The sequence below is a fragment of the Aquitalea aquatilis genome, from assembly GCF_005155025.1.
Classification (GTDB): Bacteria; Pseudomonadota; Gammaproteobacteria; order Burkholderiales; family Chromobacteriaceae; genus Aquitalea; species Aquitalea aquatilis.
Genome location: NZ_CP039731.1, coordinates 741,465 through 763,838 on the forward strand (window position 1 = coordinate 741,465; position 22,374 = coordinate 763,838).

Below are 22,374 nucleotides of genomic sequence, written 5' to 3' on the forward strand. Positions count from 1 at the left end.
GTCCTAGCAACTTCACCGTCATCCAGCTGACAAAAATCAAAGTGCCGGCACGAGACAAAATACAATGGCATGACTGGCCAGCACGGTCGATACAGAGCAGATTTTCCTCCCCAAGCAGCCAAGGCCTGCCGGCAAATTCACTGTGCTGCACAGCAGGTTTTTGACTATGCTGTGCCAGCACTTACCGCCCCCGTGATGTACTTTCAGCGACAAGGAGTTGCCTGTGAACGCAAGATGGATTGATATACCTGCCGCCGACGGCCAGACATTCAGTGCCTATCTGACATTACCACCCAGCGGCAGTGGCCCCGGCATTGTGCTGGTACAGGAAATCTGGGGGGTCAATGAACACATCCGCGCCGTGGCCGATCAATATGCCCTGGCCGGCTATGTGGTACTGGCTCCGGACGTGTTCTGGCGTCTTAGCCCCAGAGTGGATCTGGACTATGACGCGGCCGGCACCCAGCAAGCCTTTGGCTACTACCAGACCGTGGACACCGCGCAGGCGGCGGCGGATGTGGCCGCGACCGTGGCGCAGCTGCGCCAGCGCCCCGAGCTAACAGGCAAGGTAGCCACCCTGGGCTACTGCCTGGGCGGCCAGCTGGCTTTCCGTGCGGCGGCGCTGAGTCAGGCGGATGCGGCCGTGTGCTTTTACGGCGGCGGCATCGATCAGCACCTGGCGCTGGCCGCACAGATCAGCCAGCCCATTCTGTTTCACTATGCCGGTCAGGACGAGCACATCACGCCCAGCGCTGTTACCCAGGTCAAGGCCGCATTTTCCGGCAAGGACAATGCCGTATTCTTTGACTACCCGGCTGCCGGCCATGGTTTCAATTGCTGGGGCCGCCAGACTGCCTACAATCAATCCGCCGCGGCTCTGGCCACCGGCCGCACCCTGCAGTTCCTGGCCGAGCATCTGTAAGAACCTGTTTACCATTTGCGATACCCGGGTGCTCCTTCGCGCGCGAGAGCGTGAGCAGGTTCTCAGTGCCCGCCCGGCACACGGCGCTCAAGGTTGCCAGTCATGGTAGGGCTGGTGCACCGCAGTATAGGCGCGGGCCAGCTCACCACTGGCACGTGCCGCAGCAATCGCCTTGCTCAGCACCTGGTTGACATAATTGCCACGCTGGTTGCAGGAAAGAAAGATCACATCCGGGTAGTCATCGAAATGGGAGCGGTGCACATTTTCCAGCCGGAATTTGCGGATCAGGAAATCCGCCTCCTCCTGCGCCCAGATCACCCCGTCTATCCGCCCCTGATTGAGCATTTTGAGCGAGCGCTCCAGATCCACCACACTCTCGGTGTGAAAGCCCCAGTTGGTTGGCGGCGCGGCCAGCTGGTATTTGTTGAGATTGGCCATGTCCAGCACTGCGGCCTTGTCCAGTGGCCTGGCCTTGTTGCTGTACAGGACAAAGCTGACCTTGCCCAGCATCTCATGCCCAAACTGGTAAGGCGTCTGGCTATCCGCGCCATCACGGATTTTCATGATGGGGAAGCGGAAATCGGCATTCTGGTCGCTGATGTCCAGGTAAACCCGCCGCACCGGGGCGATGCTGAGGCTGATCCGCCCTGCGGGGTAGTACTTGTTCACCACCTTGATCAGATTGGCAAAGGGGCTGTCCACGGTGTTTTCCAGCACTTGCGGCAGAAACACTGCAATGCCGTGGATATCCGGCCGGTTGTAAGGTGCCGTACCATCCGGCGTGACCGTACCATTGCAAGCCTCTACCGGCAGCGGTAACAGGCCGAATATGAGCGCACCGCGCATGACCATTCGCCACATGTGTAAGCACCTTCAAGCTGCTTGCGATAATGCGTATTAGCATCAATCCGCCAACCGTGCTGGGCAAAATCAGCGCAAGCGCAATCCACGACGACACCGCAGCAGCCTAATCAAGCCAGGGATGTGCCGCCAGCCAGCGGCCCAGCTCATTGTCATTGGCGCACTGCAGTTTGCTGAAGATATTGGCGCGATGGGTTTCCACCGAGCGGTGGCCACAAGGCGGCACCAGGATGCGGGCGATCTCCTTGTTGGGCTGGCCCAGGCCGACCAGGCGTGCCACCTCGCGCTCACGTGGTGTCAGCTCGGCCCAGCGTTGCAGCGCCTGGGCGCGGGCGCGCGCCAGGGCAATGGCAGCAGGCAGCTTATCCAGCAGCTGCTGGGTATCCGGCTTTTCCACCCAGTCATAAGCCCCACGCCGCACGGCTTCCAGTGCCGTGGGGATATCACCGTGCGCCGACAGAAACAGGGTAACCAGTGGGCTGTGTGCCGCCAGCAGGCTGTCAAACACGCTCAGCCCGCTCATCCCGCCCAGGCGCAGGTCAAGAATCAGGCAGCCGGGCTGGCGCAGGTTGACCGCGTTAAGAAAGTCCTCGCCCGAGGCAAAGGCCTGTACCGCCAGCCCCTGGGAAAACAACAGCAGGATCAGCGAGCGGCGCAGTGCTTCGTCGTCGTCGACAAGGAACAGGGTCAGTGGCAAGTCCGTCATGCTTCAACCGGTAAGGTAAAGGTAAACACCGCACCACCGCTGGCGCGGTTGGCAACCGTCATCGCACCGCCATGCGCTTCGATGATGGTGCGGCAAATATTCAGCCCCAGGCCCAGCCCGTCTGGCTTGGTGGTAAAAAACGGGGCAAAAATCTGTTCGCGCTGCTCGGGGGGAATACCCGGCCCCGCGTCAGCCACGCTGACGGTCAAAACCTGCCCCACCCGCTGGCAGCTCAGTGTAATGGCGCGGCAGTGTGCCGGCTGGCCCTGCATGGCGTGCAGCGCATTGTGGATGAGATTGACCAGCACCTGCTCCAGCAATACCGTGTCGCCGCGCACCGGGGCCGCCGCATCGTCCAGCAGCAGCTGCAACTGTACGCGGTGGCGTTGCAATTCCGGCTTCAGCAGCATCGCCGCATGGGAGATGACATTCTCCATCCGCAGGCTTTCGTAGTGGGCCCGTTGCGGGTTGATGAACACCCGCACCCGCTTGACGATTTCACTGGCCCGCCGTGACTGCTCGACGATTTCGTCGAGGGTGCCGGCCAGCATGTCGGTAGCCCCCTGCGCCGCCAGCGCACGGGCGGCAACGGCAAAATTGGACAGCGCCATCAGCGGCTGGTTAAGTTCGTGCGCCAGGGTGGAGGCCATTTCACCCACGCTGGCCAGCCGGGCACTGCGTGCCAGTTGCAGCTCCTGGTCGCGCTGGCGGGCTTCGGCCTGCTTTTGCGCGGTAATGTCCACCACCGAGCTCATCCAGCCACGGTGCACGCCCTGTGCATCCACCAGCGGTGCGGTGTACACCATGGTCATCACATCCCGTCCGTCCTTGTGGCGGATGCGTGATTCGAAACCCTGCGGGGCAGCACGCCCCTGCAGCACTTCGTCGCTCTCGCGCGCCTGTTTTTCCAGATCATCCGGATGCCAGTAGGGATAAGGCGGCCGGCGCCCCAGCAACTCTTCCGGCGCATAGCCGACCATGGCACAGAGTGCCGGATTGACATAGATGATGGTGCCCGCCGGATCCCTGGCCCGCATGCCTACCAGCAAGGAGTCTTCCATCGCCTTGCGGAAGGTGTGTGCCTCTTCCAGATCGCGCGTGCGCTCCTCCACCCGCCGCTCCAGTTCCAGCCGCGCGGCGCGCTGCTCGACAAAGCGCTTCTCGCGCAGCCGCCAGTACAGTATGCCCAGCAACAGCAGCGCCACCGCCAGGGCGCTGAGCATCAGCGCCGCCTGCCGTGCCTGCGCGACTTCCTTCATGTCGGTCGTGACCGTCAGGGTCCAGCCCAGTTCTGGCAACGGGGTATCGAGCGCAAACAGCGCGCGGCGCTGGCCTTGCACCGTGGTATGCAGGACAAACCCTGCCCCGTCAGCGACCGGCTCGCGCTGCCAAGGCAGCACGGCAAAGCGCTCGCGGCTGCCATATTGGCGATGGCCGGTAATCCAGCGCACATCAGCCGGCGGCACCGGCTGGATACTCTGAAACAGCCATTCGGGCACCGCGCTTAGAAAGACAATGCCATGGCCATCGCGCAGCACCACCGGGTCGCTGCCACGCATCCACGCGGCCTGCAAAGGCTCCAGGCTGATCTTGACCACCACCACGCCCAGGATGACGCCCTGTACCCGCACCGGCTCGGCAATGAACAGGCCCGACTGCCCGGTGGTCAGGCCAAGACCGTAAAACAGCCCCCGCCGGCCATGCAGGGCATCTTCGAAATAGGGCCGCTGCCGATAAGACTGGCCGACAAAGCTCGACGGCAGCTGCCAGTTACTGGCGGCAAGCGTCAGCCCGCCACGGTCGATGAGAAACAAGGCGGCCGCTCCGGTGGTGCGCTGCAGATCGGCAAAGTAGGCATTGACCCGGCCCTGCAAGGCGGCATCCTGCGGGGTGTCGAGCAGGTTTTGTACGTCGGGCTGGCGGGCGGCGGCATAGGGCAGAAAATCGTGTTTCTCCACCAGGCCACGCAGACCCAGCACATGTGCAGCGGCGGCCTGGCGCAAGGCCACCGTTTTGGATTGCATCTCATGCTGCGCGGCCCAGTTGCCCGATGCCACGATCAGAACGAGTGCGCCGGCCAGCGTGATCAGCCTGCGCCAGTGGCGTGCATTGAACCAGGCAAGCATGGCATTTCCCACAAGGCAGAGCAGACGAACATAACAGCTGCCCCCACGCTTTGGAACACTTCTCCGTAGTCTTACGGAGAAGCATGCGACGAAGTTGCGGATGCTCGCCCGGCCCGTGGCTGCGATAGTAAAAGGCCAAAAACGGGGGAAACATGCCATCTCCCGCACAACAAAGGAGACAATATGAGCACCGCTTCCACCAGGCCGGCCAGCCAGAGCCAGGCCAGCGAACGCATTTCCGGCAAACGCTTGCGCGCCATCTTTGTCGGCTCGGCCGGCAATCTGGTCGAATGGTTCGATTTTTACTGCTATTCCGCCTTCGCCCTGTACTTTGCCAGCGCCTTTTTCCCGGCGCAGGACCCAACCGCGCAGATGATGTCCACCGCCGGCATTTTTGCCCTGGGCTTTTTCGTACGCCCCCTGGGTGGCGTGCTGTTTGGTCACCTGGGTGATCGCCACGGCCGCAAGACGGCACTGATGACTTCGGTGCTGCTGATGTGCTTTGGCTCGCTACTGATTGCCTGCGCTCCTACTTATGCCTCGGTCGGCATCCTCTCGCCGTGTATCCTGCTGCTGGCACGCCTGCTGCAAGGCCTCAGCCTGGGCGGCGAGTACGGTGCCAGTGCTACTTATCTGTCCGAAATGGCCGACTCCAAACACCGGGGTTTCTATAGCAGCTTCCAGTACGTCACCTTGATTGGCGGCCAGTTGCTGGCACTCTTGCTGCTGCTAGTGCTGCAGAAATTCCTGCTGGATGCCGCAGAACTGCGCGCCTGGGGCTGGCGCATTCCCTTTGTCATCGGTGCCGGGCTAGCCATCCTGGCCCTGCGCATGCGCCACAACATGCCGGAAACACAGTCTTTCGAAACCGCCCGCAAACAGGCAAAACCGATGGGCGGCCTGAAGCAGCTGGCACGTCACCCCAAGGAAGTGTTGCTGGTGGTGGGCCTGACCATGGGCGGCACACTGGCCTTCTATGTCTACACCACCTATATGCAGAAATTCCTGCGCCTGTCGGTTGGCCTGACCGACGGACAAACCACCGCCGTCTCCGCCGCCTCGCTGCTGTTCGCCATGTGCTTGCAACCCCTGTACGGCGCGCTGTCCGACCGCATTGGCCGCAAGCCGCTGCTGATCGGCTTTGCCCTGTTCGGCACCCTATTTACCGTGCCGCTACTCACCGCCATCCGTCACGCCAGCGGCCCGTGGGAGGCCTTTGGCCTGATTGCCTGCGCCTGGATCATCGTCTCTGGCTATACCTCGATCAATGCGCTGGTGAAGGCCGAGCTGTTTCCCGCCACCATTCGCGCCACCGGAGTGGGCGTCCCCTACGCCTTTGCCGTATCGGTGTTTGGTGGCACTGCCGAATACCTCGCCTTGTGGTTCAAATCGATCAATATGGAAAGCGGCTTTTACTGGTATGCCACCGCCGTGATCGGCTGCTCTTTGCTGGTCTGCTGGTTTATGCGTGACACCGCAGCCCATTCGCAGATTGATGCGGAAGCACGAGGATAAGCATGCGGCAGCCAGCCCGACCACAGCGGCCGGGAAGGGCTGGGGCATGACCGAATGTGGCAGCCGTCGGCAGGGGGCAGGTCACTCAGGCGATGACTGAGCGCGGTAATTTACAGCGCGCCATTGCATGAGGCCAAAGGCCCACTTGGGTCATGCTGTTCACACAATAATTTTTGGCTAGCGTTTTGACTGAAAGAACCGCTGAAAACACCAAAAGCACCGTTTCCACTATATGGAAAGGGTGCTTTTTTTAATCGCAGCAGACGATGAACAGGTTCTTACCGTCTGCACTGTTGTTTGAACAGTTTTTGCCTTGCCGTCACTGGACTTGGCACAAGAAGACGGCAATCCAGACAGAAACCGATCAAAAATCCCGGACCTAGCGACGACACCTTCGTCCCCGTCAAGCATGCCGACGGGTGGCACTGCTGCGGTTTTAAACGGCTGGCTGTTTGAGCGATTGGACGTTAGCCAATCGCGAGTTCCAGCCGTGCCGCAGCAGTGACGGGCCCCGGAGGGGAGCCGCAGGCCATGCTTGCCCGGGGTGGCCTGGGAGGTGAAGGAGGGATTGGCCACACAATCCCTCCTTCCCGTTTGCCGCGCGGCAGCGGCGTGAAAAACATCATCCGCGCTAGCGGATACCAGCCCGGTGTTCTCCAGCGCAAGTGCAAGGACAAAGCCAAGTTCGCGGGTCTCGCCCCGCCGTCGAGCTTCTTTCTTTTGCTTCGCCTGCCAAAAGAAAGAAGCAGCCAAAGAAAAGGCAACCCGCAGCGCTTCGAATTCCCGCCCCGGCCACACCGCCCAGCCGGAACTGGCGGCGCACTAGCGTCGCGCCGCTGCGAACAGCCGACCGCTTAAGACCCTGGGCGACATATCCGTGTCGGCTCGCACTGACGGGACCGGGTGGCAGCGCTTTTGTTTTGGCTTGCCGCAAAATAGGGCTTCTGCAGCGAATGCCATGCAGTTAAAGACTACGTGCTGGTTCTTCTGCTGGAGGAGTCGCTGAAATCACAAAAAAGCACCGTTTCCCATACTTCGAGACGGTGCTTTTTTATTAAGTAAACAGCCCTAGCCCACTTGGGCATCTTTGATTTACCGCCACCCGCAAATAGCAGGCTTGGCTACCCCACCGTCGCCGGCGGACCACGCTTTATGGGGCAATATCCTTGTCGGCTTCTTGCAGGATCAGGCCAAGCAAGCCCGGAAAGCGTTGTTCAATATCCTGACGACGCAACTGGGCCATGCGGCTGTTACCGCGATCCACCTGACGGATGAGGCCGGCTTCACGCAGGATGCGAAAGTGGTGTGAACGCGTCGCCTTGCTTAACTGCAAGCCAAACGAAGTGCAATGCCGTTCGGCATATTCCACATCTTCCAGCAGCGCCTTGACCACCCGGCGACGTGTCGGGTCTGCCAGTGCCATCAATACTTTACCCAGTTCAATTTCATCCCGTTCAGGGTGGCCTTGCTCATCCGGCATTCGTTCCTCTCCAAATAATTCATTTGACATACTGCATGATGCTGTTCTATAAAGCACTAGTTCGAAGATATTCGAACCTTCGACAAGTGTCAAACCATATGCGCATGACGATAGTGCGAGCCGCAAGATCTAGTGCACTTAAGAGCAGGAGTTGATCGATGAAGATTGATCTTGGCCACGCATCGCCGGGCCTGGCTTACGAAAGCACCGTTCCGCGTCATATGGTGCACCGCGCCGCAGTCAGCGAAGTGTTTCTGACTGGCGGCCTGCCCTGCAGTGATCTGCATTTCCAGTGCAGTGCGCAATTACCGCGCGCGCACCGCTATTTTAGTGATCACACCCACCCGCAGTCACACTACGACATGCTGCTGTTGCTGGAGGTGTTCCGCCAGGCTTCCATTTATGTCTCGCACGCTTTTCTGCATGTCAGCATCCAGGACAAGTTTATCTATCTGGATGGCGATACCCGGCTGCTGCAACGTTCCGCGCTATTGATGCGGGATTGCCCGGCCACCGCGCTGGTGGATGTGAAAGTAGTGGATGAGTATGTGCGCAACGGCGTGCGTGCTGGCGTGACGCTGGACATGACCTTGCTGATCCAGGGCGAGGCCGCCGCGCACAAGCGCATGGGCATCCGCTGGCTGGATGATGCAAGCTGGAGCCGCATGCGCGCCAAGGCAATACATAAAGTTGTCGTCAATAGCGACCCGCAGATTCAACTGCCCGCTCCTGCGCAGCCCTCGCTGGTGGGACGGGCTTACGCGGGTAATGTCGTGGTGGGAGGCGCTATCCAGGAGCAGGCTGGCGCGCTGACCGTCCCGGTGATTGTCGATCAGGGCAATGCCGGCATTTTCGATCATCCGCTCGATCATATTCCCGGCATGTTGCTGCTGGAGGCCTTCCGTCAGACCGCGCTGATCGCGGCCAATCGTTACCAGGGCATCAATCCGGAAGAGGTCTTGCTGTCGCGCTGCCAGGTGCGCTTTACCCGCTTTGGCGAATTCGGCCTCGCCACCACTTGCCGTCTGACCAGCGATGCGGTGTGCCTGGCCGACAACCATGAAACGGTGATGATGTCCTTGCTGATCGAGCAGGAAGGCCAGGTGATCGCCACGGCGTCGCTGGAACTGGCGGCGCTGGCCGCCAGTGCCGATGTGCGCCTGACCGCGCCGCTGACGCAGACAGCAGGGGTGTGAAATGCGTACTCCGAAAATGATCTGGTTTGATTTCGGCGGCGTGCTGTCGCCACCCATTCCGGCATTGTTCCAGCAATACCAGCACAAGACCGGCCTGGCCCCGGCGGTATTGCAGCAAGCCATGCGTGATGTGGCCGATGACATGCACCTGCCCATGCTGGCCCCGGTGGAAAATGCTGTCATCAGCGAGGCCGAATGGGGCGAGCGCCTGGAAAACGCCTTGCGCATGCGCCACCCGGACATCGATTTGTCACGCGCCCGGCTGCGCGAATTCGGTGCGCAGTGGTTTGCCGGTGTCACCCCGAATCGGGCCATGGTACAAGCGGTACGCCGCCTGAAGGCGGCGGCATACCAAGTGGGCATCCTGACCAATAATGTGCTGGAGTGGGAGCCCCACTGGCGGCCCATGCTGCGGCTGGATAGCGTGGTGGACCTGGTGGTGGACTCATGCAAGGAAGGCTGCCGCAAACCCGATGCCCGCTTTTTTGCCATTGCAGCGCAACGGGCCGCTGTCGAGCCGGCCGATTGCCTGCTGATCGATGACGTGGGCGAAAATATCGAGGCCGCGGCCAGTCTGGGCTGGCAAACCCTGTTGTTCCAAGACAATGCCCAGGCACTGCTGGAGCTGGAAAACATCACCCGGGTGGTCCTGCGTGAGCAAATGGAGCTGGCCGCATCATGAACGCACCTGTCTCTGCCTTGGCACCGGTACGGGTGGGCGACATCCCTCATCTGGATGCCACACCGGTATATCAAACCACCAGCCCGGCCAACGGTATCGCGCGCATCATCTTGCCCAGCGGCCATGTGGCTTATCACCTGACCCGCTATCAGGAAGTGCAGCAAGCGCTGACCGATGCCCGCTTGGTGCGGCGGCCCTGCAATACCGAGGACGGGCCGAGCTTTCTGCCCACCATCACCCCCAACGAGCTGTTACTTAACAATGATGGCGCCAGCCATGCGCGCTTGCGCAAGGTGGTGGTGAAGGATTTCAGCGCCGCCGGGGTGGCGACACTGCACCATGCGGTGGTACGGGCCACCCACGCCAGGCTGGATGCCCTGCAATCGCGGACAGGTGCGGTCGACTTGCTGGGCCTGGTGCTGGAGTCCATTCCATCAGAAGTGGACTGCCGTTTGCTGGGTATTCCACTGGCGGATCGCAGCTATTACCGGCCGTTGACCCATACCGTACAGATTGCCGACCCGCGTGATGTGCCGGAGTTGTTGCGCCAGTTCTGGCTGGTATACGACTACCTGATGGATCTGGTGACCGGCCGCCGTACCACAGTCCCCGACGGGCTGATTCACCGCTTTGTCGCCGCGCGGGACGAAAGCACGCCCCCGCTGAACGATGAAGAACTGGTCGGTATTCTGCTGGGCATTCTGATTGGCGGTGACCAGAACATCCTGACCGTGCTGTGCAAGGTGGTCTATACGCTGCTGGCCGCACCATCCTTGTGGCAGTCGCTGCATGAGCAGCCAGAGGATATTCCCGCCATGGTGGAAGAACTGCTGCGGCTGATTCCGCTGGGGACCACCTCTACCTTCCCGCGCATCGCCCTTGAAGATGTCCATGGCAGCTTTGGTGTCATCCCGGCAGGCAGCGTGGTGTATGCCGATGTGTTTGCGGCCAATCGCGATCCCGAGGTGTTTGCCGACCCCCTGCTGATTGATCCACAACGCAATGGCAGCAAGCATTTGCAGTTCGGTTACGGCATGCATCACTGCATGGGTGCCGCGCTGGCGCGTATGGAAATCACCACCGTGCTGGAAATACTGCTGCAGCGCATGCCAGACCTGCAACTGGCGGTGCCCGCCGCCAGCGTGCCATGGACCGACGGCACCATTCTGCGCAGGCCCTCATCCCTGCCGGTCTGTGGGTCAACCCTTCGTTAACAGGAAACGAGAATTACCATGAAGCAATCCATTGCAGACAAAGGACTGCTGGCGGTCATTTTGCTGGCCATCTTTGTCGTGCCCAGTTCCATTTCCGGCACCGCCCTTGCACTGCCAGCCATTGGTCGAGACATCCATGCCCCACTGACCAGCCTGCAGTGGGTGGTGAATGCCTTCAACCTGACCTTTGCCTGCTTCACCCTGTCATGGGGGGCGCTGGCGGACAGCTTTGGTCGCCGGACCTGCTTTAGCCTGGGCGCGGTGCTGTATGCGCTGGCTTCCTTGCTGTCGGCGCTGGCAGACAGCCCCATGCTGCTGGATCTGTCGCGGGCGCTGGCGGGTATTGGGGCGGCGGCGGTGTTCTCCTGCGGCATTGCCATTCTGTCTACCCGCTTCGAAGGGGCGGCCCGCTTGCGCGCCTTTGCCCTGTTCGGCACCGTCGCCGGGCTGGGCGTGAGTCTGGGCCCCACGCTGTCCGGGCTGATTCTGGAGCATTTCAGCTGGCGCACCATTTTCTGGTGCCACACCCTTGCCCTGCTGCTGGTCTTGCTGGGCAGCTCCATCATTCCGCGCGATCTTCCCCATCTCGGGCAAGGGCTGCAGTTTGATACCGTGGGTGCCGGCCTGTTCGTTCTGATGCTGCTCGCCCTGATGACTGCCATCGTGCAAAGCTCGCAATGGGGCTGGAACAGTGCGGGCATTCTGGCCCTGCTGGCGTTGGCCGTGGCCCTGCTGGTGCTGTTCATCTGGCAGGAAAAGCACCACCCCAAGCCCATGCTTGATCTCTCCTTGCTCACCAATCAGCGCTTTGTCGGCATGGCACTGGTGACGGTGGCCGCGTCCTTCGGCTTTGTCACCTTGCTCACCTATCTGCCCAGCTATCTTGCTGGCGTACTGCAATTGGCCCCCACCCGCACCGGGCTCACCATGTTGCTGCTCACCCTGCCCATGCTGGTCTGCCCGCTGCTGGCGGGCAAGCTGGTGGCCCATGGCGTATCCGCCAACCGCGTGCTGCATGCCAGCCTGCTCAGCTTGTTGCTGGGCATCATCTTGCTGGCCGCTGTCAGCCATCCGTCCAGCAGTTGGTGGCAACTATCCCTGCCCATGCTGCTGCTGGGCTGCGGCATGGGCCTGTCAGCTGGGCTGGTGGATGGGATGGCGCTGAAGATGGTGCCGGCGGAAAAGGCGGGCATGGCCGCTGGTTTGCTCAACACTTTCCGTCTGGGCAGCGAAGCGGTGGCCGTGGCGCTGTATGGTTCGCTGCTGGCCACGCTGCTGGGTGATGCGGCACACGGTGCGCTGACTGCCATGAGCAGCGATGCGGAACAAATACGCAACTGGATCAATGATGCAGCGGCAGGCAATCTGGCAGCGCCCGCCTCGCTCGCGGCCAGTCAGCTACAGGGCATTCTGATCCAGGGCTATGACCAGGCCTTCCATGGCGTGCTGTGGGTGCTGACCGCCATCATCATGGTGTTGACGGTGCTGATTGCCTGGCTGATCCGCCCGGCAACACAGCCCTCAGCAGCCACGCAGTCCTTGTAAGCAGGCGAAAACCCGACAGGGCTAGCCGCCGCCGGCAGACCGGTTTGGCGGAGCCTTGTCATCAGCGCCGCTAACAACACCTCGCCACGTACCTGGGCCAAAGTGCCACGCAGGGGCGGGGGTTTTGTTAGCGGGTCTTAGTGGTAACAAGACTGATCCAGCCATGCGGCAACATCAGCATGCTTTGCTATCTGGCCAAATTACTGTCGGGGGCTTTATGTCCAAGTTAGTTATTGATGATGGAAAAGTGCTGCTTGATCCACTGCGCCTGAAAAAATTGCGCAAAAACAAATGCTTTAGTCAGGATGACCTGGCAAGGCATGCCAGCAACAGTCGCTGTCCGGTATCCAGCGCCTCGATCAAACGGGCCGAACTGGGCTCGCCGGTACGCTACCGCACCGCCAAAAACCTGGCCTTGGCCCTGGATGTGGAAGTCGACAGCCTGTTTGCCCGCTTCGAATAATAAATCGACGATAATCATTTGCGACCGGTTTGATATTTATCTGATACCAAGATGATGCGGATGTGATGCTGAAAGTCATTCTCCAGATTTGTATATTTAATGTGCTGATGACTCAGCATATTATTCATTTTGGAGAAATTGCAAATGGCACAGACTTACAATATCTATGTAATCAATAAATCAGCAAATACACAGAATTTCTGGTTGTTTTTGAAACCACCGCAAGCGCTAGAGGCTGACCCTGCCGTATTTGCCAATTCCAGCGCTTGCCTGACTATCGACAGCAATTCGCAAAGTTTGAATAATTTCGGCGTTCCGCTGCAATATCGTGTGGGCTCGGGTGCCAGCAATCAGGCTGTCGGCCTGGAGGTGCAGATTTCTTCCAATGTTTCACTGGATGCAGATATTAACCAGGCCTTTCAGGCCAATTACCAGGAAACGGTTCCGCCAAAAAAAGGGCCGACCATGAAACAAACCGGTGCTTCCACTAAGGATGGCACCATTCAGATCACCAGCAATAATTTTGACAAACCCGGCAACGAAGAAAACAGCTGGTTTTCCAATATGAGTTTCGGCATTCAATCGGCAGCCGGTTTTATTGGCATGACCTGGTCGCCGGCACCGGGCATGACCCGTACCCTGGAGCCGAAGTTTTCCTTTTATATCAGCACCGGCTCCTTCGATTACAACTCACTGGCGCAATGGACCGATGTATCCAGCCAGGCGGCTACCGTGCAGCTGTCCGACTTCAAGCAATTCAATTGCACGGTGACCCTGCTGCCCAATGGCACATGGACTGTTTCCCCGGGCCGCCCGCCGCAGCAAGTCTCCGCCCAGGCTTATCAGGCACTGGTTTCCAGCCACCAGGCACTGTGCAATTCCCATGCCGAACTGATCAGCCTAGCTGATGCCATTGCTCCGCTGGGTGACGGCCTTGCCGCCACAGCCCAGCTGGATGTGATTACCGAAGTGGACTGGGATAATCAGCTCAAAGCAGTGAACGGCCCCCTCACATTCCTGTCCGGCCGCCTGCGCGTGGGCACGGCATTGGCAGCCGGCTTTGGCTTTTTCATCCTCAGCGGGGTGCGCTTTACCATCAAGAACGGTAGCTCGGGCGGTACGCAATTCGACTTTGAATACAACGGCACCCAGAGCGCCCAAAACATCAAGGATCTGCTGCATGCCGGAGTAGAAGCAGAATTCCGTAAATAAACCGGCATCTCGCCACTGACCCGGCCCGGATGTCGCGCGATGTCCGGGCTTTTTATCTGGCGGGCCTGGCTTGGTTAATCAGTATCCAAAGAAATACTCAGTAGCGCCGCAAACCATGCAGATAGCCATCCACAGCATGGCTGACCACTTCCGACAAACGTTCACAGCCCGTGGCAGCCGCTGACTCTGCACGATAGAGCATGAGGCGAATCTCTGGCAGTGCGGGTAGATCCTGACGCAGCTGCAGCGTATCCGGCAGGCCAAGCGGAGTCCGTACCGTCAGCCCCAGCCCGGCGGCAACCGCGGCCCAAATGCCACTCAGGCTGCTGCTACAAAACGCCTGCCTCCAGCCAAGGCCGGCTTGTTCCAAGGCAGTACAAGCGGCAGCGCGCATCAGGCATGGTGCCTCAAACGCCACCAAGGGAATGGCGCTGTCTGGCACACAGGTCACAGGGCTGGACTTGCTGTCTATCCAGCACAGCGGCAGCGTCCCCATCACCTGCTGATAGGGCCATTGCTGGCCACCATCCCAGGCCAATACCAGATCCAGCTCTCCCCTGGCCAATCCATCCAGCAGTTGCTGATTGCGCGCCACTTTTACATCCAGACGAAACTGCGGATGGGCCCGCGTGAATTGCCCAAGAATGGCCGGCAACAGTGATTCGCCAAAGTCGTCCTGCATGCCGAAACGTAGCCATCCTTGCTCCAGCCCGCTGCCCTGCACGGCTTGCACCGCCTCATCATTCAGTGCCAGCAGCCGGCGTGCATAGGCCAGCATGATTTCCCCGGCGGGCGTCAGCGCCAGTCCCCTGCCCGCCTTGCGCATCAGGGCTTGGCCAGCCTGTTCTTCCAGCTTTTTCAGTTGTGCGCTGATGGCCGATGTCGACCGGTTCATCCGCTGCGCGGCCAGCGCAAAGCTGCCCAGCTCCACACCAGCGACAAAACTGCGCAACACATCCAGATCCAGACTGATGCGACTCGCCATGACAGTCCTAAAAAATTGAACAATTAATCAAAAACATTTTGATTATCAAAATTATTCTGACTGGCTAAGCTGGCTTCTGTCAAAACCGGCCAAGGAGTCCACCATGACCACCGCTTCGTCAAACAGCATGCAGAGCATGGCCACCGCAGCGGCCAAGCTGGCCAACATCACCCCATCACTGTTAGTTGGCGGCATCTGGCAACGCACGCGACTCAGCCCGCAGAAGCGCAGTATCGCGACAGTAGCGGCGCTGATCGCGCGGTACCGGCGGGAGCAGCTGCCCTGTCCTTTGCAGCTGGCCATGGATAACGGCGTCAGCCGTGGCGAACCGGGCAAACGCATCACCCACCTGGCCTTTTAGGAGTAAACCCATGCTTGCCATGCAATACCGCTTTACCCTGCCAGCCGACTACGACATGGCCATCATCAGGCAGCGCATCCATGAGCGTGGACATCTGCTGGATGGCTTCCCCCACCTTGAGTGGAAGGCTTATCTCTGGTCGCAAAAGGATGGCCGACACCCAGGCTCGGTCAATGCCTATGCCCCGCTTTATCTGTGGCAGGACAACGCAGGGATCAACCAGTTTCTGGCCAGCCCCGGCTTCCGCGCCGTGTGCGAAGACTTTGGCAGGCCGCAAATCGATATCTGGTCGGTATGGGACTGCACGGGAAACCAGGCCATGCCTGCTGCTGCGATTTGCTACCAACAAACGCAAGCCATTGCACCAGGGACATCGCTCGCCGCGCTGCGCCAGCAGGAACACGAACAGGCCGCCAGGCTGCTCCAGCAAGGAGCCTTGTCCGTGCTAAGCGCTTACGACCCCCAACAATGGCGCACATTGCGCATGTCGGCTTGGCCTAATGAGCAAGAGTTCATGCCACAGCCAATCCACGGCGAGTGCTATCAGATTGGCTATGTGGCGATGAAGCGATGATGGCGCTGAATTACCATGCAGGAGACGCCTCCAGCATGGACTGTCCAGCATCCTGCAAACCTTGAAACCGGAAATTTCCTGGCCATCCAGGCCAGCAATAGCCAGCGCGGTGGCCGCGCCATTCACAAATGGTCAGTCGGCCGCGCCACTACCCGGCCACCATGCGCTGCATCGATAGCTCATCGTGCAACCAGGTGTCGTCGAAGAAGGTCACTTCGCCAGTGGCCAGATTGTGTTTGGCACCGATGATGCCGATCTCGCCGGCGGCGATCATCTGCCCAAGGATGTAGCTGCGGTTGATGATGGACCGCACCGAGCGGCGCACATTGAGGTCGGCAACATTCTCCACAAAGGTGGTGTTCTGCGAATTGCGCCTGGCCGGGTCCAGGGTGTGGCTCTCTTCGTACACCGCAGGCTGGATCTTCGACAGTAGCTCGGTCAGATTGCCCAGCTCCACATGGTCGCAGGCCCCCTTGATTGCGCCGCAGGAGGTGTGGCCGAGCACCACAATGAGTTTTGATCCGGCCACGTGGCAGGCAAACTCCAGGCTGCCGAGGATGTCGGTGTTGATCACATTGCCGGCAATGCGTACCGAGAAGATGTCGCCCAGGCCTTGGTCGAAGATCAACTCGGCCGATGTGCGGCTGTCGATACAACTGACGACGGTGGCAAATGGCCATTGGCCGTCGCGCGTCTCGTTGGCCTGCTGCAGCAAATCGCGGCTGGCACGCAGGTTATTGACGAAGCGGGCATTGCCTTCCTTGAGCAACTGCAAGGCAAGTGGCGGGCTGCAAGTGGCTTGGGTTTCGGAGGTATGTGTTTTCATGGCCGGACGTATCTTGATTGGCGACAATGGCGTGTGGTGGCCATGTTAACCACAACAGAAAATAATTAATAATCGATAATAGTTATCCCACGTATAGTTAAAAACCTATGAATGCCACTTTTCGCCAGCTACGCCTGTTTCTGGCACTGGCCGAGCACGGCAGTGTCACTGCAGCCGCCAAGGCATGCCATGTCACCCAGCCCACCGTGTCGATGCAATTGCGCGAGCTGGCCGACGCCGTCGGCCTGCCCCTCTATGAACAGATCGGCAAGCGCCTGCATCTGACCGAAGCTGGCGAAACGCTCGCCAGGACGGCGCGGGCCATGCTCGACGAATGGAGGGAGTTCGAGCAGGACATCAATGCGATGAAGGGGCTGGAGCAGGGGCGCTTGCGCGTGGCCCTGGTCAGCACCGCCAAGTACTTCGTCCCGCGCTTGCTGGGCAGTTTTTGTGCCCAGCACCCAAACATCGAGATTGCGCTGGAGATTCTCAACCGCGATGGCGTCGTCGCACGCCTGCGCGAAAACCGCGATGATCTTTACATCATGTCGATGCCGCCCGACAGCCTGGACCTTGAGCAACATGCCTTCCTGCACAACCCCTTGGTGTTGATTGCCCCCGCAGAACACCGGCTGCAAGGGCGGCGGCTGGCGCTCACAGACCTCCAGCAAGAACGATTCATCCTGCGGGAACGCGGTTCTGGCACGCGCCTGGCCTGCGATGCCTGCTTCGCACGCAGCGGCTTCCAACCGGTGGTGCGGCTGGAGTTGGGCAGTAATGAGGCGATCAAGCAGGCCGTATCCGGTGGCCTTGGCCTTGCGGTGATCTCGCGTCATGCACTGGCCGCCCGCCTGGAGGATGATCAACTGACCATTCTCGATGTGGCCGGCTTCCCGCTGCAGTCGCACTGGTTCACCCTGTATCCGCGCGGCAAAAGGCTTTCCCCGATTGCGGCCGTCTTCCTCGAGCATCTGCAGCAGTCGGCAGCCGAATGGAGCGAGCGCCGCGAATCTGGCATATAGCAAAAGCCAATGCCGGCTGCCTGCCTGCAAGTAGCCATCGTGGGCCACGGTTCGTGTCAGTTCCGGCTATTGGGGCCTAGCGGCCGGACAGGGCGCCTTCGCTTGCGAGAGGATTGGCAGCAGCGAGCCAGCTGCAGCCATCAACACATGATGTAGAAAGCCGACGTTTAGTCAGTTGCAGCGCTGACAAAATATCCGTCTACCATAAGTAGTGTTTGCATCTGTCCAATCCTTGTTCTGGAAGGCCCTGATAATGGGAAATCTCAAGATTTCAAGTCGGCTATACATATTGCTGGTGATTACGACGGCAGCCTTCTCGCTCATGCTGCTGATTACCCAGTTCGGCATGAGCTATCTTGGTGACCTGCAGGACGCTGGCTATAAACGCAACAGCGAAAGTAACGAGATGCTGATCACCGCAAAGATCGGCCCGGTCATGTATCGGGTCATTGCCGACAGCATCATCAACCGCAATTTGACTGAATCAGCCAAAGACTGGGCTGAAATCAAGATCACGACAGAAAAGATGCTGGCCCGTGCCAGCGAGCTTGCGGATACCCCGGAAGAGAAGAAGTCGGCAGAGCAGGCCAAAACGGCTCATCGGGCACTCATCTCCTTATACGAATCGCAAGTTCTGCCCCTCCTCAAGGCCGATGCCGATCTCAAGCAAATCAGGCCGCTTGACGACGAAATGGACAAATATGTCACCGCCATTAACGACGCCTTGACCCCTTTTGCCTCATCGCTGACAGCGGACGCCGAGGAAGCAGACAAGCAGTTTGATGCGACACGCGCACGCATCATCTCGGGCAGTCTGGCCACGGCCCTGGTGATGCTCAGTGCCTTGATCACCATCTCGCTGTATGTCAGAAAAAGCATTATTCAACAGCTGGGTGGGGAACCACGTTATGCCATGGAGGTTTCCCGCCGCATTGCCGCTGGTGATCTCTCGACCCGCGTGGAGATAGCGGGTACCAGCCAGGACAGTCTGATGGCCTCGATCAAGGTCATGCAGGAGCAGTTGGCGCAATTGATCCGCAAGGTGCTGACCAGCTCGGCCAATGTCTCCAGTTTGGCTGCCGAGCTGGCTGCGGCCTCCAGCCAGGTGTCAGCCAGTGCATCGCAGCAAAGTGATGACACCGTGTCCGTGGCAGCCTCGATTGAACAACTGACAGTCAGCATCGACATCGTGGCGGGGAATGCCCAGGAAGCTGAACAGATTGCCACGGAGTCAGGTAGCCGCTCTGACCAGGGGGCATTGCAAGTCAAGGACGCGACGGACGAAATGACCCGTATTGCCCATAACGTCAAGGAAACAGCCCAGCAAATGGCTACGCTCACTGCGCAGTCGCAACAGATCAGTAGTATTGCCAACGTGATCAAGGAAGTTGCCGACCAGACCAACCTGCTGGCCCTGAATGCAGCCATCGAGGCCGCCCGTGCTGGCGAGCAAGGCCGTGGATTCGCCGTGGTGGCCGATGAGGTCAGAAAGCTCGCGGAACGAACGACCCGATCAGCAGACGAAATTTCATCGATGATCGCCAGCATCCAGAGCCACACTGAGCACGCCACAGCGGCAATGCAACAAGGCAACCAACGGGTAACGGAAGGCGTGGTGCTGGCCGGCCGTGCGGGTGACTCGATGCGCCTGATCAGTGAAGGCTCCAAAGGTGTGGTGCAGGCAGTGACCGGGATTTCTCACTCTTTGCGTGAGCAAAAATCAACGAGCGGTGCCATTGCCAAGCGTGTCGAGCACATCGCCCACATGACTGAAGAAACCAGTACGGTGGTCTCGCAGGTGGCGGCAAATGCCGATCGCCTCAAGTCAATGGCGGATGAACTTAAACAGGCCGTTGCGGGTTTCAGGGTCTAGCCTGGACAGGGCGGCATAGCCGCCGATAAACAGCGGAAGACTAATTAAAGGGTAGCTTTCACCGGCCGTTTCTGACGCGAGAAGATCAACTTTAATCTTCTCGACAGACCAAACTGGGTCGGCAGCCATCGCTCACCCGTGGCGCATTGGCCGACCGCTTTGTCCGACGCACTGCCCCTCATCCCTTCCCCGCATCATCCCCAACGAAAAGAGGCCCTTGCGGGCCTCTTTAGATGTGCATCTGTTGGCAACAAGCTGGTCAGGTCAACGTCCTGCCGACTTCATTCTTTCTGACCACCCGTCACCTGACTACACCGAATCAAGTTCGTCGGAACATGGCAGAAGTATTTGATTCCAAATCACCTACATCTCGTTCGAAAGTCCGTCGGAGCCTAGCCCTAGTTCCTACCCACATCTGAGCTGCGAAATAAAAGTTTGTCGACCAATCCATACGTTTGCTGTGCTATCGCAGATAGGTTTCTAGTATTCGATGCATGAAAATAGTTGATCATTTCAATTACATAACATCACTTTTTTTCATCACTGCTTGATGGCAAAAATGTCAGCTCAAGAAAGCCAAGGCGCAGGTAGCAGCCTGGCTGCCATGACGTCAACAAGGGATGAGGAAATCGATGATGAAATCAATGCCAATGGCGAGCATTCTGCTAACCGGCTTGGCCATGCTGTTGCACAGTGGATTGGCAGCAGCCGATGACAAGCAATTGAATGTGTACAACTGGTCTGACTACATTGCTCACGATACGGTACGCGGCTTTGAGCAGAAGACCGGTATCAAGGTGAAATACGATGTGTTTGACAGCGACGATACGCTGCAAACCAAGCTGCTAACCGGCAAAACCGGCTATGACGTGGTGGTGCCGTCATCCACCGCCATGGCGCGTCAGATAGAGGCCGGCATTTACCAGAAGCTGGATAAAAGCAGGATGCCCAATTTGGCCAATCTGGACAAAAGCCTGATGCAACTGGTGGCCAGTGCCGATCCGGGTAATCAATACGGCGTGCCGTGGGCCTATGGCACGGATGGTCTGGGGTATAACCTGACTCGCGTACGTTCCGTGCTGGGCAAGGATGCCGTGCTGGATAGCTGGGATGTTCTGTTTGATGTTGAAAAGCTAGGCAAGCTCAAAGGGTGTGGCGTGTCCGTGCTGGATCAGCCTTCGGAAATTTTCCCCATTGTTCTCAATTACCTGCACAAGGACCCGAATAGTCACAATGCCGCCGATTATCAAGCAGCGCTGGAGCTGTTGAAAAAAATCAGGCCCTACATCACCCAATTCAATTCCAGCGGCTATATCAATGATCTGGCCAATGGGGATATCTGCTTTGCCGTGGGCTGGTCTGGTGATGTGAATATTGCCCGTCACCGTGCCCAAGAGGCCAAGCGCCATTATCAGATTGCCTACATCATTCCGCGCGAAGGTGCGCCCGTGTGGTTTGACGTGATGGTGATCCCCAAGGATGCACCCCATCCGGAAAATGCCATGAGTTGGATCAACTACATCCAGTCGCCGGAAGTCAACGCGGCCATTACCAATGAGGTGTTTTACCCCACGGCCAATGCGGCAGCGAGAAAGCTGGTCATGCCTGATGTGGCCAATGATCCGTCTATTTATCCGGGAGAGCAGACCCGGAAAATCCTGTTCTCCCTCAAGCCGATGCCGCCGGATATTTCCCGACTGGAAAACCGGCTGTGGGCCCAGTTGAAAACCGGTCGCTAAGGAGCAGTGCCCGTCGTGGAGACGTTTTCAGGCTTCTGGCCATGACGGTTTCGGGCTGCCATTGTGCAGCCCGCTTTTCTTGCGTCCCTGTGCCTATGCCTCGTCAGGCATGGCTGCGTGAGCACGCAACCAGTCAAAAACCTGACTGACCTTGGCCGAACGCGCCTCGCCCGCTACCCGGGATAGCCACCAGTTCTGACCGGGTAAAACCGGATAGCCGTTTACCCTTGCCAGCTTCCCGCTTTGCAAACTGTCCATGGCCGCCAGTTTTGACACCAGCGCCATGCCCCGTCCCCGTTCTACGGCATCCAGTACGCAGCGCTGGTCATCATAGATGGCCGCCATGTGAAAGCGTTGCAGCCATTGCCTGAATAGCGGTCCGGTTTGCTCGCCGGTGAGGTGTTCCTCCAGACATACCAACGGACTGTGCACAGCGTGCTCCTCAAGTGGCAGCGTATTCAGTCGCTCGGCGATGTCCTGTCTTGCCACGACGACCCATTGGTCTTGGAACAGCGGCACCTCCAGCAAGTCGGGCTGCTGAATGGGACGGTTGCCTATGGTGATGTCCACATCGATTTCATCGACATAGCGGGCTGTTTCATCGGTAGACAACAGCGGGCACAAGCCTGGCAAGTCGTGTTGCAGCTGTTCCAGTTGCGCTTGCAGCCAGCCATGCAGCAGGGGGGCCGGACACACCAGTACCACCAGACCGGGGTCCAGATAAGTGGCAATGCGTCCAAGCCCGCTGCGCAGGGTTTCCAGCGAGCGTTGCACCGTTCTTTGCAGTACCTCCCCCGCCATGGTCAGCTCCACCCCCCGTCCTATCCGGCGGAACAGGGCCTGACCGGTTTGTTCTTCCAGCTGCTGTATCTGATGGCTGATGGCGGATTGGGACAGGCACAGCTCGTCCGCTGCCCGGGCAAAGCTGCCCAGGCGCGCGGCGGCTTCAAAACCCATCAAGAGCTTGAGGGAAGGAATACGGTGCATGATCGCAACTCATGAGAAAAGTTGATCTATTTAGCCAATAAACGTCAATTTTTATCAAGAGTGATTGGTTTCATACTGCGTCTAC

General features: G+C 59.1%; 20 protein-coding genes. 13 read left to right on the forward strand and 7 right to left on the reverse strand.

The window, feature by feature from the left end:
• The first annotated feature begins 223 nt into the window (after window positions 1-223).
• Window positions 224-922: a dienelactone hydrolase family protein gene (locus FAZ30_RS03405; RefSeq protein WP_124644536.1), complete on the forward strand. Its 699-nt coding sequence runs from the start codon at window positions 224-226 to the stop codon at window positions 920-922.
• Window positions 923-1,009: 87 nt separating this feature from the next.
• Here FAZ30_RS03405 and FAZ30_RS03410 read toward each other — a convergent pair whose 3' ends face one another.
• The 3 genes from FAZ30_RS03410 to FAZ30_RS03420 form a co-directional block, all read right to left on the reverse strand.
• Entirely contained in the window at window positions 1,010-1,768 is a 759-nt protein-coding gene (locus FAZ30_RS03410) for a hypothetical protein (protein ID WP_137008726.1), read from the reverse strand.
• Window positions 1,769-1,889: 121 nt separating this feature from the next.
• Window positions 1,890-2,489, reverse strand: coding sequence for a response regulator transcription factor (locus tag FAZ30_RS03415; protein WP_124644534.1), 600 nt, complete (start codon window positions 2,487-2,489; stop codon window positions 1,890-1,892).
• Complete coding sequence (locus tag FAZ30_RS03420; protein WP_199731053.1) at window positions 2,486-4,615, reverse strand: sensor histidine kinase; 2,130 nt, start codon at window positions 4,613-4,615, stop codon at window positions 2,486-2,488. The genes FAZ30_RS03415 and FAZ30_RS03420 overlap by 4 nt, the downstream gene beginning before the upstream one ends.
• Before the next feature lie 183 nt (window positions 4,616-4,798).
• Here FAZ30_RS03420 and FAZ30_RS03425 point away from each other — a divergent pair, with 183 nt between their 5' ends.
• Window positions 4,799-6,130, forward strand: coding sequence for an MFS transporter (locus FAZ30_RS03425; RefSeq protein ID WP_124644532.1), 1,332 nt, complete (start codon window positions 4,799-4,801; stop codon window positions 6,128-6,130).
• A 1,150-nt stretch (window positions 6,131-7,280) separates the two neighbouring features.
• Here FAZ30_RS03425 and FAZ30_RS03430 read toward each other — a convergent pair.
• A complete protein-coding gene (locus FAZ30_RS03430; RefSeq protein ID WP_124644531.1) occupies window positions 7,281-7,610 on the reverse strand; it encodes an ArsR/SmtB family transcription factor in 330 nt (109 codons plus the stop codon).
• Window positions 7,611-7,768: 158 nt separating this feature from the next.
• Here FAZ30_RS03430 and FAZ30_RS03435 point away from each other — a divergent pair, with 158 nt between their 5' ends.
• From FAZ30_RS03435 to FAZ30_RS20560, 6 genes are all read left to right on the forward strand, one after another.
• Window positions 7,769-8,806 (forward strand): ScbA/BarX family gamma-butyrolactone biosynthesis protein, encoded by a 1,038-nt coding sequence (locus FAZ30_RS03435; RefSeq protein WP_124644530.1) that lies wholly within the window; start codon window positions 7,769-7,771, stop codon window positions 8,804-8,806.
• Window position 8,807: 1 nt separating this feature from the next.
• The gene (locus FAZ30_RS03440; RefSeq protein WP_124644529.1) at window positions 8,808-9,488 is read left to right on the forward strand and encodes an HAD family hydrolase; all 681 of its coding nucleotides are present in this window, start codon (window positions 8,808-8,810) and stop codon (window positions 9,486-9,488) included.
• Window positions 9,485-10,702, forward strand: a complete 1,218-nt coding sequence (locus FAZ30_RS03445) for a cytochrome P450 (RefSeq protein WP_137008728.1) — start codon at window positions 9,485-9,487, stop codon at window positions 10,700-10,702. The genes FAZ30_RS03440 and FAZ30_RS03445 overlap by 4 nt, the downstream gene beginning before the upstream one ends.
• Window positions 10,703-10,720: 18 nt before the next feature.
• Window positions 10,721-12,247 (forward strand): MFS transporter, encoded by a 1,527-nt coding sequence (locus FAZ30_RS03450; protein WP_137008730.1) that lies wholly within the window; start codon window positions 10,721-10,723, stop codon window positions 12,245-12,247.
• Window positions 12,248-12,464: 217 nt separating this feature from the next.
• Window positions 12,465-12,710, forward strand: a complete 246-nt coding sequence (locus tag FAZ30_RS03455; protein ID WP_124644526.1) for a helix-turn-helix domain-containing protein — start codon at window positions 12,465-12,467, stop codon at window positions 12,708-12,710.
• Between the two features lie 465 nt (window positions 12,711-13,175).
• On the forward strand, window positions 13,176-13,922 hold the full coding sequence (locus tag FAZ30_RS20560; protein WP_205676643.1) for a hypothetical protein: 747 nt from the start codon (window positions 13,176-13,178) through the stop codon (window positions 13,920-13,922).
• 97 nt (window positions 13,923-14,019) lie between these two features.
• Here the strand turns inward: FAZ30_RS20560 and FAZ30_RS03465 are convergent, their stop codons facing one another.
• Entirely contained in the window at window positions 14,020-14,907 is an 888-nt protein-coding gene (locus FAZ30_RS03465; protein ID WP_137008732.1) for a LysR substrate-binding domain-containing protein, read from the reverse strand.
• 103 nt (window positions 14,908-15,010) lie between these two features.
• Between FAZ30_RS03465 and FAZ30_RS03470 the strand changes: the two genes are divergently transcribed.
• The gene (locus tag FAZ30_RS03470; protein ID WP_137008734.1) at window positions 15,011-15,268 is read left to right on the forward strand and encodes a carboxymuconolactone decarboxylase family protein; all 258 of its coding nucleotides are present in this window, start codon (window positions 15,011-15,013) and stop codon (window positions 15,266-15,268) included.
• Between the two features lie 10 nt (window positions 15,269-15,278).
• On the forward strand, window positions 15,279-15,842 hold the full coding sequence (locus FAZ30_RS03475; protein WP_137008736.1) for a DUF4865 family protein: 564 nt from the start codon (window positions 15,279-15,281) through the stop codon (window positions 15,840-15,842).
• A gap of 148 nt (window positions 15,843-15,990) precedes the next feature.
• Here the strand turns inward: FAZ30_RS03475 and FAZ30_RS03480 are convergent, their stop codons facing one another.
• Window positions 15,991-16,668 carry a carbonic anhydrase family protein gene (locus FAZ30_RS03480; RefSeq protein ID WP_124644522.1) on the reverse strand — a complete coding sequence of 226 codons (678 nt, stop codon included), beginning with the start codon at window positions 16,666-16,668 and terminating at the stop codon, window positions 15,991-15,993.
• Window positions 16,669-16,775: 107 nt separating this feature from the next.
• On the opposite strand from FAZ30_RS03480, the gene FAZ30_RS03485 reads away from it, so the two are divergent.
• The 3 genes from FAZ30_RS03485 to FAZ30_RS03495 all read left to right on the forward strand — a co-directional run bounded on the left by FAZ30_RS03485 (window position 16,776) and on the right by FAZ30_RS03495 (window position 21,302).
• Complete coding sequence (locus FAZ30_RS03485) at window positions 16,776-17,690, forward strand: LysR family transcriptional regulator (protein ID WP_137008738.1); 915 nt, start codon at window positions 16,776-16,778, stop codon at window positions 17,688-17,690.
• A gap of 253 nt (window positions 17,691-17,943) precedes the next feature.
• Complete coding sequence (locus FAZ30_RS03490; RefSeq protein ID WP_124644520.1) at window positions 17,944-19,563, forward strand: methyl-accepting chemotaxis protein; 1,620 nt, start codon at window positions 17,944-17,946, stop codon at window positions 19,561-19,563.
• A gap of 650 nt (window positions 19,564-20,213) precedes the next feature.
• Complete coding sequence (locus FAZ30_RS03495) at window positions 20,214-21,302, forward strand: polyamine ABC transporter substrate-binding protein (protein WP_168190807.1); 1,089 nt, start codon at window positions 20,214-20,216, stop codon at window positions 21,300-21,302.
• 93 nt (window positions 21,303-21,395) lie between these two features.
• On the opposite strand, the gene FAZ30_RS03500 is transcribed toward FAZ30_RS03495, so the two are convergent.
• Entirely contained in the window at window positions 21,396-22,289 is an 894-nt protein-coding gene (locus FAZ30_RS03500; RefSeq protein WP_124644518.1) for a LysR family transcriptional regulator, read from the reverse strand.
• Window positions 22,290-22,374 lie beyond the last annotated feature (85 nt).

Excerpts from the sequence above, each read along its gene's own strand:
- FAZ30_RS03430 (WP_124644531.1), bottom strand. The coding sequence starts at position 7,610 with ATGCCGGATGAGCAAGGCCACCCTGAACGGGATGAAATTGAACTGGGT.
- FAZ30_RS03480 (WP_124644522.1), bottom strand. The coding sequence starts at position 16,668 with ATGAAAACACATACCTCCGAAACCCAAGCCACTTGCAGCCCGCCACTT.
- FAZ30_RS03490 (WP_124644520.1), top strand. The coding sequence starts at position 17,944 with ATGGGAAATCTCAAGATTTCAAGTCGGCTATACATATTGCTGGTGATT.
- FAZ30_RS20560 (WP_205676643.1), top strand. The coding sequence starts at position 13,176 with ATGAAACAAACCGGTGCTTCCACTAAGGATGGCACCATTCAGATCACC.
- FAZ30_RS03475 (WP_137008736.1), top strand. The coding sequence starts at position 15,279 with ATGCTTGCCATGCAATACCGCTTTACCCTGCCAGCCGACTACGACATG.
- FAZ30_RS03500 (WP_124644518.1), bottom strand. The coding sequence starts at position 22,289 with ATGCACCGTATTCCTTCCCTCAAGCTCTTGATGGGTTTTGAAGCCGCC.
- FAZ30_RS03440 (WP_124644529.1), top strand. The coding sequence starts at position 8,808 with ATGCGTACTCCGAAAATGATCTGGTTTGATTTCGGCGGCGTGCTGTCG.
- FAZ30_RS03455 (WP_124644526.1), top strand. The coding sequence starts at position 12,465 with ATGTCCAAGTTAGTTATTGATGATGGAAAAGTGCTGCTTGATCCACTG.
- FAZ30_RS03415 (WP_124644534.1), bottom strand. The coding sequence starts at position 2,489 with ATGACGGACTTGCCACTGACCCTGTTCCTTGTCGACGACGACGAAGCA.
- FAZ30_RS03435 (WP_124644530.1), top strand. The coding sequence starts at position 7,769 with ATGAAGATTGATCTTGGCCACGCATCGCCGGGCCTGGCTTACGAAAGC.
- FAZ30_RS03495 (WP_168190807.1), top strand. The coding sequence starts at position 20,214 with ATGGCGAGCATTCTGCTAACCGGCTTGGCCATGCTGTTGCACAGTGGA.
- FAZ30_RS03445 (WP_137008728.1), top strand. The coding sequence starts at position 9,485 with ATGAACGCACCTGTCTCTGCCTTGGCACCGGTACGGGTGGGCGACATC.
- FAZ30_RS03420 (WP_199731053.1), bottom strand. The coding sequence starts at position 4,615 with ATGCTTGCCTGGTTCAATGCACGCCACTGGCGCAGGCTGATCACGCTG.
- FAZ30_RS03465 (WP_137008732.1), bottom strand. The coding sequence starts at position 14,907 with ATGGCGAGTCGCATCAGTCTGGATCTGGATGTGTTGCGCAGTTTTGTC.
- FAZ30_RS03425 (WP_124644532.1), top strand. The coding sequence starts at position 4,799 with ATGAGCACCGCTTCCACCAGGCCGGCCAGCCAGAGCCAGGCCAGCGAA.
- FAZ30_RS03450 (WP_137008730.1), top strand. The coding sequence starts at position 10,721 with ATGAAGCAATCCATTGCAGACAAAGGACTGCTGGCGGTCATTTTGCTG.
- FAZ30_RS03410 (WP_137008726.1), bottom strand. The coding sequence starts at position 1,768 with ATGCGCGGTGCGCTCATATTCGGCCTGTTACCGCTGCCGGTAGAGGCT.
- FAZ30_RS03485 (WP_137008738.1), top strand. The coding sequence starts at position 16,776 with ATGAATGCCACTTTTCGCCAGCTACGCCTGTTTCTGGCACTGGCCGAG.
- FAZ30_RS03470 (WP_137008734.1), top strand. The coding sequence starts at position 15,011 with ATGACCACCGCTTCGTCAAACAGCATGCAGAGCATGGCCACCGCAGCG.